This is a genomic window from Pengzhenrongella sp., from assembly GCF_036565025.1.
Classification (GTDB): domain Bacteria; phylum Actinomycetota; class Actinomycetes; order Actinomycetales; family Cellulomonadaceae; genus Pengzhenrongella.
On the sequence record NZ_DATCNW010000061.1, the window covers coordinates 1 to 14,204 of the forward strand.

The 14,204-nt window shown below is 71.6% G+C and carries 14 protein-coding genes; 5 read left to right on the top strand and 9 right to left on the bottom strand.

Annotated features, from left to right (window positions below; translation table 11 throughout):
• The 3 genes from VIM26_RS03200 to VIM26_RS03210 form a co-directional block, all read left to right on the top strand.
• Positions 1-2,138, top strand: a 2,138-nt coding sequence (locus tag VIM26_RS03200; protein WP_331948882.1) for a bifunctional polysaccharide deacetylase/glycosyltransferase family 2 protein, incomplete at its 5' end; no start/stop codon positions are given.
• A gap of 181 nt (positions 2,139-2,319) precedes the next feature.
• On the top strand, positions 2,320-3,306 hold the full coding sequence (locus tag VIM26_RS03205) for an ornithine cyclodeaminase family protein (protein WP_331948883.1): 987 nt from the start codon (positions 2,320-2,322) through the stop codon (positions 3,304-3,306).
• Positions 3,307-3,564: 258 nt separating this feature from the next.
• Positions 3,565-3,987 (top strand): hypothetical protein, encoded by a 423-nt coding sequence (locus VIM26_RS03210; protein WP_331948884.1) that lies wholly within the window; start codon positions 3,565-3,567, stop codon positions 3,985-3,987.
• Between the two features lie 141 nt (positions 3,988-4,128).
• On the opposite strand, the gene VIM26_RS03215 is transcribed toward VIM26_RS03210, so the two are convergent.
• The 9 genes from VIM26_RS03215 to VIM26_RS03255 all read right to left on the bottom strand — a co-directional run bounded on the left by VIM26_RS03215 (position 4,129) and on the right by VIM26_RS03255 (position 12,131).
• Positions 4,129-5,043, bottom strand: coding sequence for a pentapeptide repeat-containing protein (locus VIM26_RS03215; RefSeq protein ID WP_331948885.1), 915 nt, complete (start codon positions 5,041-5,043; stop codon positions 4,129-4,131).
• Positions 5,044-5,296: 253 nt separating this feature from the next.
• Positions 5,297-5,650, bottom strand: coding sequence for a metal-sulfur cluster assembly factor (locus VIM26_RS03220; RefSeq protein ID WP_331948886.1), 354 nt, complete (start codon positions 5,648-5,650; stop codon positions 5,297-5,299).
• The gene (sufU, locus tag VIM26_RS03225) at positions 5,647-6,180 is read right to left on the bottom strand and encodes a Fe-S cluster assembly sulfur transfer protein SufU (protein WP_331948887.1); all 534 of its coding nucleotides are present in this window, start codon (positions 6,178-6,180) and stop codon (positions 5,647-5,649) included. The genes VIM26_RS03220 and sufU overlap by 4 nt, the downstream gene beginning before the upstream one ends.
• Complete coding sequence (locus tag VIM26_RS03230; protein ID WP_331948888.1) at positions 6,177-7,508, bottom strand: SufS family cysteine desulfurase; 1,332 nt, start codon at positions 7,506-7,508, stop codon at positions 6,177-6,179. Before VIM26_RS03230 ends, sufU begins: the two co-directional genes overlap by 4 nt.
• 45 nt (positions 7,509-7,553) lie before the next feature.
• A complete protein-coding gene (gene sufC / locus VIM26_RS03235; protein ID WP_331948889.1) occupies positions 7,554-8,324 on the bottom strand; it encodes a Fe-S cluster assembly ATPase SufC in 771 nt (256 codons plus the stop codon).
• Entirely contained in the window at positions 8,325-8,675 is a 351-nt protein-coding gene (locus VIM26_RS03240; RefSeq protein ID WP_331948890.1) for a non-heme iron oxygenase ferredoxin subunit, read from the bottom strand.
• Positions 8,672-9,958 carry a Fe-S cluster assembly protein SufD gene (sufD, locus tag VIM26_RS03245; RefSeq protein WP_331948891.1) on the bottom strand — a complete coding sequence of 429 codons (1,287 nt, stop codon included), beginning with the start codon at positions 9,956-9,958 and terminating at the stop codon, positions 8,672-8,674. The genes VIM26_RS03240 and sufD overlap by 4 nt, the downstream gene beginning before the upstream one ends.
• Positions 9,958-11,403 (bottom strand): Fe-S cluster assembly protein SufB, encoded by a 1,446-nt coding sequence (gene sufB / locus VIM26_RS03250; protein WP_331948892.1) that lies wholly within the window; start codon positions 11,401-11,403, stop codon positions 9,958-9,960. Before sufB ends, sufD begins: the two co-directional genes overlap by 1 nt.
• A complete protein-coding gene (locus VIM26_RS03255; RefSeq protein ID WP_331948893.1) occupies positions 11,400-12,131 on the bottom strand; it encodes a helix-turn-helix transcriptional regulator in 732 nt (243 codons plus the stop codon). The genes sufB and VIM26_RS03255 overlap by 4 nt, the downstream gene beginning before the upstream one ends.
• Positions 12,132-12,314: 183 nt before the next feature.
• Between VIM26_RS03255 and VIM26_RS03260 the strand changes: the two genes are divergently transcribed.
• Both VIM26_RS03260 and VIM26_RS03265 read left to right on the top strand, forming a co-directional pair.
• A complete protein-coding gene (locus VIM26_RS03260) occupies positions 12,315-13,259 on the top strand; it encodes an ABC transporter ATP-binding protein (protein WP_331948894.1) in 945 nt (314 codons plus the stop codon).
• Positions 13,256-14,059: an ABC transporter permease gene (locus tag VIM26_RS03265; RefSeq protein WP_331948895.1), complete on the top strand. Its 804-nt coding sequence runs from the start codon at positions 13,256-13,258 to the stop codon at positions 14,057-14,059. The genes VIM26_RS03260 and VIM26_RS03265 overlap by 4 nt, the downstream gene beginning before the upstream one ends.
• The last annotated feature ends 145 nt before the right edge of the window (positions 14,060-14,204 follow it).

Genomic DNA, 14,204 nt, shown 5'->3' on the forward strand with positions numbered 1-14,204 from the left:
AGCCCGGTGCGCGCCGCCCGCCTGCCACACCCGCGCCGAGCCGGCGCCGCGAGCCCCGGGCCCGCCGTCTGCCCGGTGCCCACTGGGCGCTGCTGGTCGCGCTGGTGGCGGCGCTGTTCGTGGCGCTCGGCCTGCAGACCATCACCAGCGGGATCGGCCCGGCGAGCACCGCCCCCGCCCGCACGCGTACCCCGGCCACCGTGCCGGGCGGCGGGCCGATCATCTTCCAGGACGGCAAGGACCTCATCTCGCGCGGACTGCCCGACCGCACGGTCGCCCTGACGTTCGACGACGGGCCCGACCCGCGCTGGACGCCGCAGATCCTCGACGTGCTCGCCCGCGAGCACGTGCCCGCGACGTTCTTCGTCGTGGGTGCGCGTGCGGACCAGAACCCGGCCCTGGTCCGACGCGTCCTCGCGGACGGAAACGAGCTCGGGAACCACACCTGGTCGCACACCGACCTCGCCGCCGTGCCCGCCTGGCGGCGCAACCTCGAGCTCTCCCTCGGGCAGCTGGGGCTGGCGGGCAGCGCGCACATCAGCAGCGCGCTGCTCCGGCCGCCGTACTCCTCCGAACCGAGCGCGCTCGACGAGCGCGAGCTGGCCGCGATCCGGAAGGAGACCGCGGCGGGCTACATCGTCGTGCTCACGGACCGCGACACGGACGACTGGAAGCGGCCCGGGGTCGCGTCGATCCTCCAGGCGGGATCCCCCGTCGGCACGGCCGGTCAGATCGTGCTCATGCACGACGGCGGCGGCAACCGCGCGCAGACCGTCGCGGCGCTCGGCACGCTCATCGAGCGGTACCGGGCCGCGGGCTACACGTTCACGACCGTCTCGGGCGGACTCGGGCTGGCCGCCGATGCGTCCCGGCCGGTCGGCACCCTGCAGCGCGTGCAGGGCGAGTTCCTGGGTATCGCCGTCCGGCTCTCGTCCGCCCTCGTCTCGGTGCTCGGCTGGGTGATCCTGCTGCTCGGCCTGCTCTCCGCGCTGCGGACCGTCCTGGTCGTCGCGCTCGCCCGCCGGCACGTGCAGGTGTCCGCCCGGCGGGTCGCCGGTGAGCAGTGGCTGCCGCCGGTGACCGTTCTCGTCCCGGCATTCAACGAGGCGGTCGGCATCGAGCGGGCGGTCCGGTCGTTGGCCGCGAGCGATTACCCGGAGGTCGAGATCCTGGTGATCGACGACGGCTCGACCGACGGCACCGGCGACCTCGCCGAGGCGCTGAACCTGCCGGGGGTGCGAGTCGTCCGACAGGCCAACGCCGGCAAGGCGGCCGCGCTGCGCACGGGGACGGCCCTGGCCTCGCACGACATCCTCATCATGCTCGACGGCGACACCGTCTTCGAGGACGACACGATCCGGCTCATCGTGCAGCCGCTCCGGGATCCCGCCGTCGGCGCGGTCAGCGGCAACACCAAGGTCGGCAACCGGCGGGGACTGCTCGGGCGCTGGCAGCACCTGGAGTACGTCAGCGGCTTCAACCTCGACCGGCGGCTGCTGGACCTGATGCGCTGCATCACCACCGTCCCCGGCGCGGCCGGCGCGTTCCGGCGGCAGGCGCTCGAGGCGGCCGGCGGCCTGAGCACCGACACCCTCGCGGAGGACACCGACATCACCATGGGGATCCTGCGCGCCGGGTACGAGGTCGTGCACGAGGAGCGGGCGCGGGCGTGGACCGAGGCCCCGAGCAGCGTCAACGACCTGTGGCGCCAGCGGTACCGTTGGGGCTACGGCACGCTGCAGTGCATCTGGAAGCACCGCGCCGCGATGGTCGAGGGCGGCCCCGGTAGGCGGCTCGGCCGGATCGGCATCCCGTACATGCTCCTGTTCCAGGTGCTGCTTCCGCTCGCGGCGCCTGCGATCGACATCTTCGCCCTGCACGGGCTCATCGCGGGCGACACGGCCCGCGTGGTGGCCATCTGGGTCGGGTTCGCGCTGGTTCAGCTGGCCACCAGCGCCTACGCCCTGCACCTGGACAACGAGCCCCTGCGCCCGCTGTGGAGCCAGCCCCTCCAGCAGTTCTTCTACCGCCAGCTGATCTACCTGGTCGTGATCCAGTCGATCGCGAGCGCGGTGGCCGGCGTGGGGCTCCCCTGGCACAAGCTGCACAGGTCCGGCGAGGTCGTCGTCCCCTTTTGACCGGGGCTCGTGGCCTGGACGTGTCGGGCGGGTGCGGCGAGGTCGTCATGCCCTCGCGACGGGCTCGCGGCCTGGACGTGTCGGGCGGGTCCGGTTCGCGGACTGGACGACTCGTGCTCGTTCGGCTCACCGCCTGGACGCGTCGGGCCGGTCCGGCCCGCGGCCTGGGAGACTTCGGCAAATGCTCCTGCTCTCAGCGTCCGACGTGCGCGCCCTCGTGACCATGCCCCAAGCCGTCGACGCGTCGAAGGAGGCGCTGCGGCTGCACTCGCGCGGCCGCTGCGACGTCCCGCTGCGTACCGCCCTGGACGTGCCGACCCACGACGGGCGCACGCTGGTGATGCCGGCCCACGTGCCGGACCTGGACACGGTGGGGATCAAGATCGTCTCGGTCTTCCCGCGGAACGCCGAGCTCGCAATCGCGTCGGTCCCGGCGACGATCGTCCTGCTGGACGGCACGACCGGCGTCGTCTGCGCGGTCATGGACGGCACGTACCTCACCGCGCTGCGCACCGGGGCCGTGCAGGGTGCCGGGACCGACGCGCTCGCCCGCGCGGACGCCCGCGTGGGTGCGCTGATCGGCACCGGGGGCCAAGCGGCGCAGCAGCTCGAGGCGATGCTGTGCGTGCGCGCATTCGACGAGGTGCGGGTCTTCTCGCGGAATCCCGAGCGGCTGGCCGCGTTCGTCGCCTCGATGCGCGAGCGGCTGGCCGGGCGGTATGAGACGCGGGTCGTCGCGGCGTCGTCGTCGGACGCGGCGGTCGACGGCGCGGACGTCGTCACCTGCGTCACGACGTCGGCGCTGCCCGTGTTCGACGGCCGGCTCGCCGCGGCCGGCGCACACGTGAACGGCGTCGGCGCGTTCACCCCGGCCATGCAGGAGCTCGACTCCGGGCTCCTCGCCCGGGCCGACGTCGTCGTGATCGACACCGCGGCGGCCCTCGCCGAGGCCGGCGACCTGATCGCCCCGATCGAGGCCGGCCTGCTCGACGCCGGCGCGATCCTCGAGCTCGGCGACGTCCTGACCGGTGCCGTCGCCGGACGCGCGAACGCCGACCAGCTCACGGTCTTCAAGAGCGTCGGCTCGGCCGTCCTGGACGTAGTGACCGCCCACAAGGTCTACACAGCCGCCCTCACCCAAGGCCGAGGCCAAAAAGTCGACCTCTGACCCGAGTCGCTCACGCGAGTGCGGGACTTTGGCTGTCATTCGGGCCGTTTAGACAGCCAAAGTCCCGCACTCGCGTGAGCGATCCTGGTTACCGGACGCGAGTGCGGTCATTCTGCTGTCTATTCGGCGATTCAGGCAGCTGAACGCCCACACTCGCGCGGCCAACAGCAGAACGCCCGCACTCGCGCGGATCCGCTCGGCGCTGGCGTCACGACGACGTCAACCTGACCGAACCTCACCAACCGCAACGTCCGAGCGTTGACGTCCTATAGGACGTCAACGCTCGGACGTTACGGGATTCTTGTGGCCACGGCGGGCGACCTGATCGCCCCGATCGAGGCCGGCCTACTCGACGCCGGCGCGATCCTCGAGCTCGGCGACGTCCCGACCGGTGCCGTCGCCGGACGCGCGAACGCCCACCAGCTCACGGTCTTCAAGAGCGCCGGCTCGGCCGTCCTGGACGCACTGACTGCCCACAAGGTCTACGCAGCCGACCTCACCCAATGCCTGGACCCGGGTGGCAGCGATCAAGTTTGGGAAGGATGTGTGCGCGGGACGCACCGATTCTTCCGAATCCTGAACCATCGGAGCCCGATCGGGCGGGTGGCAAGGATCACGTTTGGGAAGGATGTGTGCGCGGGACGCACCGATTCTTCCGGAACTAAAGAAGTCGGCCTCTGACCCGAGTCGGATTCAAGCGAGTGCGGGACTTTGGCTGTCAATCGGGCCGTTTTGAGAGCCAAAGTCCCGCACTCGCGGGGAAATCCGCCGGCTCGTCAGTTGGGGCAGTCCGTTTCGGGCTGGAGGTCGGGGACTTCCGGATCAGGTGGTCGACCAGTGGGTGGGGCGGGTTCGGGATGGGGGGAGCTTGGTTGACTGCTCGCCGTTGGCTGCGTCCAGCTGGGACTGGATGAGGAAGATGCTGGTGCTGAGGTCGGCGCCGGACAGGTCGGCGCCGCGGAAGTCGGCTCCGGTGAGGTCTGCCTGCCTCAGGTCCGCTCCGCGGAGGTCGGCTCCGATGAGCTTCGCGCCGCGCAGGCTCGCGCCGCGCAGGTCGGCTCCGGCGAGCTTGGCGCCGATGAGATCTGCTCCCCGGTGGTCCTTGGGCTTGCGGACCGCGGCTCGGGCCAGGTCGCTCGCCCGGAGCAGGAGGGATTTCACCGCCTGCCGGTGCGCCGCGACGTCAAGTTCCAGGAGCGCGTCGGGGCTCAGCAGGCTGAGGCGGTCCGTATCGTCCAGCGCGCGGCCGAGCTGAGCGTGCAGCGTCCGCGCGGAATCGGAGCGGCGAGCATCACGTCTCGCGGTGTCCGCTGGAGTCGACGCGTCCGGCTCAGTTCCGGCTCGCTCCGCAGCCCGAGCGCGCGCCTGGGTCCCCACCCGCTCCCCCGGCAGGTCCCGCGCCTCGGTCACCTCGCGCGCCGCAGTCAGCTCGCGCGCCTCGGTCAGCTCGCGCGCCTCGGTCAGGTAGTAGGCCAGTTCTTGGAGGTCCCGCACGATCGGGAACACCGCGAACATCGTGCGAGCGGTCTTCGGCGCACCGCGCCAGTCCTGCCCGCCGAACGTGAGCTGGGAGACCTTCTGGCCGGCGCCGAAGCAGTCGTACACCGTGCAGCCCCGGAAACCCGTCTCGCGGAGCAAGGCGTGAATCCCGCACCGGGAGTCCTGCTGCAGGTTCGGGCACGCGTGCCCGGCCGGCTTGTTGATCGCGAAGTCGGCCGAGGCCGAGAACGCAGGCACCACACAGCAGAGCCCGAAACAGCTCGAGCAATCGGCCCGGAGGCCGGAGTCAGCCCCGGAAACGAGGCCGGAGTCAGCCCCGGAAACGAGGCTGGAGTCAGGCCCAGATCCGAGGGCGGTATCAGCCCCAGATCCGAGGGCCGAGTGAGACCCGAATCCGAGGCGGGGGTCAGCCCCGGCACCAGGCTCGCGCACGTCGGACGCCTTGCTCGTGTCGGGCAACGTGCGCGAACCCCTCAGCTGGTGAACGACCTCAGATGTTGAAGCCTAGGGCCCGCATCTGCTCGCGGCCGTCGGGCGTGATCTTCTCCGGGCCCCACGGCGGCATCCAGACCCAGTTGATCCGGAAGCCGTCGACGAGTCCGTCCAGGCTGGTGGCCGTCTGGTCCTCGATGACGTCGGTGAGCGGGCAGGCCGCCGACGTGAGCGTCATGTCGATGACGGCGTGGTTCTCCTGGTCCACGGTCAGGCCGTAGACGAGGCCGAGGTCGACGATGTTGATCCCGAGCTCGGGGTCGATGACGTCGCGCAGGGCCTCCTCGACGTCGGCGACCGAGGGCGGGGTCGCGGCCGGCGTCGTCGCGCCGGGCGGGGTGGTCGTGGTCATGGCAGCTCCTTCGGGGTGGTGGGGGCCGACTGGCTGGTCATCGGCGCGGCCGCACCGGACCGCACGACGGCGTCCTTGAGTGCGGCCCAGCCGAGCAGGGCGCACTTGATCCGGGCCGGGTACTTCGCGACGCCGGTGAACGCGGTGGCGTCACCGAGCGCCTCCTCCTGGTCGGGGTCGAGCCCCGCGCCGCGCGAGTGCATCAGCGCGCGGAACGACTCGTAGAGCCGGTCGACGTCGGTCAGGTCGGCGCCCGTGGCGAGCTCGGTGAGCACCGAGACGGAGGCCTGCGAGATGCTGCAGCCCTCCCCCTCCCAGCTCACGACCCGCAGCACCGGCACGGCGCCGCCCGCGGTATCGATGTCGACCCGCAGCGTGATGTCATCGCCGCAGGTCGTGTTGACCTGGTGCGACTCGCCGAGCGCGTGACCGGCCCGGTCGCCGTCGGACGCGACCAGGCCGCGGCCGACCGGGTTCTTCGCGTGGTCGAGGATCACCGACTGGTACAGCTGTTCCATCTGGCTCGTCACGTGGTCGCCCTCCCGTCGTCCAGTCCGAAGAACGCTCGGACCCCCGCAAGTGCTTCCCGGAAGACCTCGATCTCCTCGAGCGTCGTGTAGACCGACGCCGAGGCGCGGGCCGTCGCGGTCACCCCGAACCGGCGGTGCAGCGGCTGGGCGCAGTGGTGGCCGACCCGGACGGCGACGCCGGCGTCGTCGAGCACCTGGCCGACGTCGTGCGAGTGCACGCCGTCGACGACGAACGAGACGGTGGCGAGGCGGTTCGCGGTGTCCAGCGGCCCGACGACGCGCACGTGCGGCACGGAGGCCACGGCGTCGAGCATCGCGCGGGCGAGCACGGCCTCGTGGGCGGCGACCGCGTCCATGCCGAGCTCGGCGAGGTAGGACGCGGCGGCGCCCATCCCGATCGCCTGGGCGACCATCATGGTGCCGGCCTCGAACCTGTGCGGCGGCCGCATGAAGGTCGTGGTCTCCATCGTGACGACCTCGACCATCGAGCCGCCGGTGGTCACCGGGGGCAGCGCCTCAAGCAGCTCGCGGCGCCCGTACAGCGCGCCGACGCCGGTCGGCCCGAGCATCTTGTGCCCGGAGAACGCGGCGAAGTCGACGCCGAGCTCGCGGAAGTTTACCGGCAGGTGCGGCACGCTCTGGCAGGCGTCGAGCACCGTGAGCGCGCCGACCTCGCGGGCCCGCGCGACGAACGGGGCGACGTCGGTCACGGCGCCGGTGACGTTCGAGGCGTGCGTGAACGCGAGCACGCGGGTGCGCATCGTGACCACGGTCGCGAGCTGGTCGGTGCGCAGCCGGCCGTCGTCGTGCACGCCGATCCAGCGCAGCACGGCGCCGGTCCGGGCGGCAAGCTCCTGCCACGGCACGAGGTTCGCGTGGTGCTCGGACTCGGTGACGACGATCTCGTCACCGGGTGCGAGCGCGAACCGCCGCGCGGCCTCGCCACCGCGACCGGCGGTCGCGTTCCCGATCGCGTACGCGACCAGGTTGATGCCCGCGGTCGCGTTGGTGGTCCAGATCAGCTCGTCCTCTTCGGCGCCCACGAACGACGCGACCTGGGCGCGCGCCGCCTCGAAGGCCTCGGTGGCCTCCTCGGCGAGCTGGTGCGCCCCGCGGTGCACGGCGGCGTTGCGCTGCGTGTAGAAGTCCTGCTCGGCGTCGATCACGACGTCGGGCTTCTGGGAGGTGGCCCCCGAGTCGAGGTAGACCAGCGGCCGACCCTCCCGCAGCGTGCGCGTGAGCAGCGGGAAGTCCGCGCGCACGGCAGCGAGCTCGGTGCCGCTCAGCGCGGCGCCCTGCGTGGGATCGGTCTCGACTTCGGCGGTCATCGTGGTTCCCCTGTTCTCAGGCGGCTCGACTCGGGCGCGGGCGGTTCAGGTGGAGGCGGGAGCGCCGGCCGGCAGGAACCGGTCATAGCCCTCGTTCTCGAGCCGGTCGGCGAGCTCGGGCCCGCCCTGCTCGGCGATCCGGCCGTCGACGAAGACGTGCACGAAGTCCGGGGTGATGTAGCGCAGGATCCGCGTGTAGTGCGTGATGAGCAGCACGCCCACAGTGCCGTCCTCGCGCACCCGGTTGACGCCCTCGGACACGACGCGCAGCGCGTCGACGTCCAAGCCGGAGTCGGTCTCGTCGAGGATCGCGAACCTCGGCTTGAGGAGCTCCATCTGGAGGATCTCGTGGCGCTTCTTCTCGCCGCCGGAGAAGCCCTCGTTGACGTTGCGCTCGGCGAACGCCGGGTCCATGCGCAGGGCGTCCATGGCCGACTTCATGCCCTTGACCCAGGTGCGCAGCGGCGGGGCCTTGCCGTCGATCGCGGTCTTGGCGGTGCGCAGGAAGTTCGACACGCTGACGCCGGGGACCTCGACGGGGTACTGCATCGCGAGGAACATCCCGGCGCGGGCGCGCTCGTCGACCTTCATCGCGAGGACGTCCTCGCCGTCGAGCGTGACGGTCCCGGAGGTCACCTTGTACTTCGGGTGGCCCGCGAGGGAGTACGCGAGGGTCGACTTGCCGGAGCCGTTCGGGCCCATGATGGCGTGCGTCTCGCCGCTCGCGACGGTCAGGTCGACGCCGCGCAGGATGGGCTTGAGGCCCTCCTTCGTCTCGACGCTGACGTGCAGGTCGTGGATCTCCAGAGTGGACATTCAGTTCTCCTTGCCGATCAAGATTGGGGCGTCGACGTCGACGAGCACACGCTCGCCGTCGACGGTCACCGGGTACACGGGGACGGGACGGATGGCCGGGAGGCCGGTGGGGGCGCCGGTGCGCAGGTCGAACCGGGAGCCGTGCAGCCAGCACTCAACGGTCGAGCCTTCGACCTCGCCGTCGGACAGCGAGACCTGACCGTGTGAGCAGATGTCCGAGATGGCGTGCAGCACGCCGTCCTCGGCACGCACCATGGCGACCTCGACGGTGCCGCCGGCCGCCTCGAGCTCGAGGCGCAGCGTCCCGCCGACGGGGACGTCCGCCGTCAGGCACGCGAGCTGGGCGCTCATGCGCCCGCCAGCACGCTTGCCGGCGGGCCCGCGGCGGGCTCGGTCACCAGGTCGAGCTCGCTCATGGAGCGCTCGAGCTCGGCCTCGATCGAGTCGATCAGGCGCGCCTCGATCTCCGGCACCCCGATCTGGTGCACGACGTCGGCGAAGAACCCGCGCACCACGAGCCGGCGCGCGTCCGCCTCGGGGATGCCGCGCGAGCGCAGGTAGAACAGCTGCTCGTCGTCGAACCTGCCGGTCGCGGACGCATGTCCCGCGCCCTCGATGAGGCCGGTCTCGATCTCCAGGTTCGGCACCGAGTCGGCGCGCGCGCCGTCGGACAGGACCAGGTTGCGGTTGAGCTCGTAGGTGTCGGTGCCCTCGGCCGCGACGCGGATCAGCACGTCGCCGACCCACACGGTGTGCGCGCCCTCGCCCTGCAGCGCGCCCTTGTACGTCACGCGCGAGCGGCAGGCCGGCACGGCGTGGTCGACGAACAGGCGGTGCTCCTGGTGCTGGCCCGCGTCGGCGAAGTACAGGCCGAGCATCTCGAGCTCGCCGCCCTCGCCCGCGAACTCGGCGTCGGGCGTCACGCGCACGACGTCGCCGCCGAGGGTGACCACGATGTGCTTGACCTTCGCGTCCCGGCCCAGCTTGATCCGGTGCGACGCGGTGTGCACCGCGCCCGGCGCCCAGTCCTGGACGGAGACGAGCGTGAGGTGCGCGCCGTCCTCGACGACGATCTCGACCGTCTCGGACAAGGTCGCGTTGCCCACGTGGTCCAGCACGACGACAGACTCGGACAGCGCCTTCGCGTGCACCAGCAGGTGCGCTGCGGTGGCGTCGTCCGCCGCACCCTCGACGCCCTCGACCCGGATCGACGTGACGCTCGAGGCGACCGCCTGGGCCGGGATGGTCACGACGGTGGCCCGGCGGAACGAGGCCCAGGCGGCGGCCGCGGTGCGGTCACCGGGGACCCCTGCCCGCCCGAGCCGCACGTCGTCGCGGTCGACGATCTCCACGACGACCTCGGGGGCCCCGACGACGGTCGTCAGCACGCCGTGGCCGGTGAGCTCGGCCGCGAACAGCGGCGCGATCCGGTCAACCGGCGCGAAGCGCCATTCCTCCTCGCGCCCGTTCGGGTACGCGAAGTCGGCTACGTCGAACGACGTCGCCCGCTCGGCGCGGGACCCCTGGGGGGTGCCTCCCGTGCCGTGCGAGTGCGCGCCGTCCGCGGCGGCCTGGCTGTGGTCGGTCGAGAGGCCCTCGGGCGCCTCGCGGGTGGTGTTGGTGGTGCTCGTCATTAACCGACGGACCCTTCCATCTGCAGTTCGATGAGGCGGTTGAGCTCGAGCGCGTACTCCATGGGCAGCTCGCGCGCGATCGGCTCGATGAAGCCGCGCACGATCATCGCCATTGCCTCGGTCTCCTTCATGCCGCGTGACATGAGGTAGAACAGCTGGTCCTCGCTCACGCGGGAGACCGTCGCTTCGTGACCCATCGACACGTCGTCCTCGCGGACGTCGACGTACGGGTAGGTGTCCGAGCGTGAGATCTGGTCGACCAGCAGCGCGTCGCAGAGCACGTTGGACATGGAGCCCTCGGCGCCCTCGAGGATCTGCACGAGGCCGCGGTAGGACGTGCGGCCACCGCCTCGCGCGACCGACTTGGACACGATGGACGACGACGTGTGCGGTGCGGCGTGCACCATCTTGGCGCCCGCGTCCTGGTGCTGGCCCTCGCCGGCGAACGCGATCGACAGCGTCTCGCCGCGAGCGTGCTCGCCCATCAGGTAGATCGCCGGGTACTTCATGGTGACCTTCGAGCCGATGTTGCCGTCGACCCACTCCATGGTGGCGCCCTCGGCGGCGGTGGCCCGCTTGGTGACCAGGTTGTACACGTTGTTCGACCAGTTCTGGATGGTCGTGTACCGGACCCGGGCGTTCTTCTTCACGACGATCTCGACGACGGCCGAGTGCAGCGAGTCGCTGGTGTAGACCGGCGCCGTGCAGCCCTCGACGTAATGCACGTACGAGCCCTCGTCGGCGATGATCAGCGTCCGCTCGAACTGGCCCATGTTCTCGGTGTTGATCCGGAAGTAGGCCTGCAGCGGGATCTCGACGTGCACGCCCGGCGGGACGTAGACGAACGAGCCGCCCGACCACACCGCGCTGTTCAGCGCCGCGAACTTGTTGTCGCCCGGCGGGATGATCGAGCCGAAGTACTGCTCGAAGATCTCCGGGTGCTCGCGCAGCCCGGTGTCGGTGTCGACGAAGATGACGCCCTGCTCCTCGAGGTCCTCACGGATCTGGTGGTAGACGACCTCGGACTCGTACTGCGCGGTCACCCCACCGACGAGACGCTGCTTCTCGGCCTCGGGGATGCCGAGCCGGTCATAGGTGTTCTTGATGTCGTCCGGCAGGTCGTCCCACGTGGTGGCCTGCTTCTCGGTCGACCGCACGAAGTACTTGATGTTGTCGAAGTTGATCCCCGACAGGTCGGCGCCGAACGTGGGCATGGGCTTCTTGTCGAACAGCCGCAGCGACTTCAGGCGCAGCTTGAGCATCCACTCAGGCTCTTCCTTGAGGGCCGAGATGTTCCGCACGACCTCCTCGTCGACGCCGCGGCGCGCGAGGCGGCCCGCCTCGTCGGAGTCGTGCCACCCGTAGGTGTAGGCACCGATCGAGGCGATCGCCTCGTCCTGTGTCATCGGAACTGCGTCTGGGGCACTCTGCGTGGGGGCGCTCATGTCGTCCTTCCTGCCAGGGTTGTACCGGTCGTCGGAATGTTCGTGGTGCATACGTGCCCGCCGCTGGCGAGCGTGGAGAGCCGCTGGACGTGCACGCCCAGCAGCCGGGAGAAGGCCTGCGTCTCGGCCTCGCACAGCTGGGGGAACTCGGCCGCGATCTGCTGCACCGGGCAGTGCCCCTGGCACAGCTGGATCGTCGCCATGCCGGGTACCGGCCGGCTGCTCGCCGCGTAGCCGTCCGTCGCGAGGACCCGCGCGAGCGCGCTCGCCCGGGCCGGCACGTCGTCGCCCGCGTCGGCCACCGTCGAGGCGTAGCGCTCCTCGAGGACGCGGCCGCGGGCCGCCGCGAACGCATCCACCGCGGCCGTGCCGGCGACGTCCGCGAGGTAGTGCAGGGCCTGCGCCGCGAGCTCGGAGTAGCTGTTGGACAGCGCCGCCTGCCCGTGGGACGTGACGATGTAGTGCTTCGCGGGCCGGCCACGACGTGCCGGGCCGACGCCGACGCCGTCGTGCAGGCCGATCTGCCGGTCGGTCTCGAGGACGCCGAGGTGCCGGCGGATCCCCGCCGGGGTGAGGTGGAGCTCCGTGGCCAGCTCGGCCGCGGTGACCGGTCCGGCGGACGCGACAAGCTGGAGCACCCGCTGGCGGGTGGTGGCCTCGGCCTCGGAAGGCAGCTCGGCGGGCAGCGGCGGAGCGTGGCCGACGGCGGAGTGCAGAACTGGGCTCATCGTCACCTCCTGGTCAGGCGACCTCGCGGCCGCACGTCACAATACGGACGCAGTACGACATGCACCGACCGCGTCCTGATATTGCCAACATACTTGTTGCCAAATTGGTTCCGCGCAAGTAAGGCACGCCTCATCACCGCCGCCGCCGACGCCCTCCCGCCCGCGGCGACCTACACTCGCCCGGTGCACAGTGCCCCCGCCGTCGAGATCACCGGCCTCGTCAAGAGCTACGGCGGGCGGGCCGTGGTGGACCGGCTGGACCTCGTCGCCGAGCTCGGCCGCGTCACCGCGGTGCTCGGCCCGAACGGCGCCGGCAAGACGACGACCATCGAGTGCTGCGAGGGCCTGCGCGTGCCCGACGGCGGTTCGGTGCGCGTGCTGGGCCGCGACCCGCGCACCCAGGCGACGGAGCTGCGGCCGCGCGTCGGCGTCATGCTGCAGGACGGCGGCCTGCCCACCGGGGTTCGCGCCCTGGAGATGCTGCGCCACGTCTCCACCATGTACGCCCACCCGCGCGACGTCGGCGAGCTCACCGAGCGGCTCGGCATCGGCGCGTTCGCCACGACCACCGTGCGCCGGCTCTCCGGCGGCCAGCGCCAGCGGCTCGCCCTCGCGGCGGCCCTGGTCGGTCGCCCGGAGGTCGTGTTCCTGGACGAACCGAGCGCCGGGCTGGACCCGCAGGCGCGCCGCGCCGTGTGGGAGCTCGTGCGCGAGGTCCGGGCCGAGGGCGTCGGGATCGTGCTCACCACCCACCTGATGGACGAGGCCGAGGACCTGGCCGACCACGTCGTCGTCGTCGACCACGGGAAGGTCATCGCGCGCGGCGCGGTCGCCGACCTCGTCGCCGCGGGCGACGACCAGACGCTGCGGTTCCGGACCGAGCCGGGGCTGGACCCGGTCTCCCTGGCGGCCTCGCTGACCGCTGCCGGGCCGCCGGCCGGACCGCCGTCGGCCGTGCGCGAGGTCACCCCCGGCGAGTACGTCGTGACCGGCGCGGTCGACCCGTTCGTGCTCGCCGCCCTGACCGCGTGGTGCGCCGAGCGCGGCGTGCTGGCGAACCGCATCAGCGTTGGCCGGCGCACCCTCGAGGACGTCTTCCTGGACCTGACCGGACGGAATCTGCGATGACCCAGCCTGGTGTGACGCAACCCGCGGTGACGGCCGCTCGCCCCGACGGCGAGCAGCTCGCCGCCCCGCCGTGGCGGCGGGTGCGGTCCCAGGCCGCGTTCGAGACCCGGATGATCCTGCGCAACGGCGAGCAGCTGCTCGTCACGATGATCCTGCCGACGCTGCTGCTGATCGCACTGGCCAAGACGCCCGTGATCGAGATGAACACCCTCGGTGCCTCCCGGATCGAGTTCGTCACACCGGGGATCCTCACGCTCGCGGTGATGTCCACCTCGTTCACGTCCCAGGCGATCGCGACCAGCTTCGACCGGCGCAACGGCGTGCTGCGCCTGCTCGGCACGACGCCGCTCGGGCGCGGCGGCCTGCTGGCAGGCAAGGTCCTCGCCGTGCTCACGGTCGAGCTGGTGCAGACGATCGTGCTCAGCGGCGTCGCGCTCGCCCTGGGCTGGTCGCCGGACCTCGCCGGGATCCTGCCCGCCGCCGGAGTGATCGTGCTCGGCACGGCGGCGTTCACGTCGCTCGCGCTGCTGATCGCCGGGGTGCTGCGCTCGGAGGCCGTGCTCGCGGTGGCCAACCTGCTGCTCGTGCTGCTCACGGTCGCCGGTGGCTCGGTCGTCCCCGCCGCCCAGCTCCCCGGACCGCTCGCGCACATCGCGCCACTGCTGCCGTCCGGCGCGCTCGGCGAGGCGATGCGCGGCGCGCTGATCCACGGGAGCATCCCGCTGGGCGCCGCCGTCGTGCTGCTGGCCTGGACGGCGGCGCTCGGGCTCGCCGCCCGCAAATTCTTCCGCTGGGCCTGATCGCCTTCGCCGGACCTGGTCCTCGGCCGCTGGGACCTCCCCCCGTTACTCCCAACCGCATCGCCGAATCCCGGTAGCCCCGTAATCCGATAACCCGGTACCCCCCCAACCCCGTAACGTCCGAGCGTTGACGTCCTATAGGACG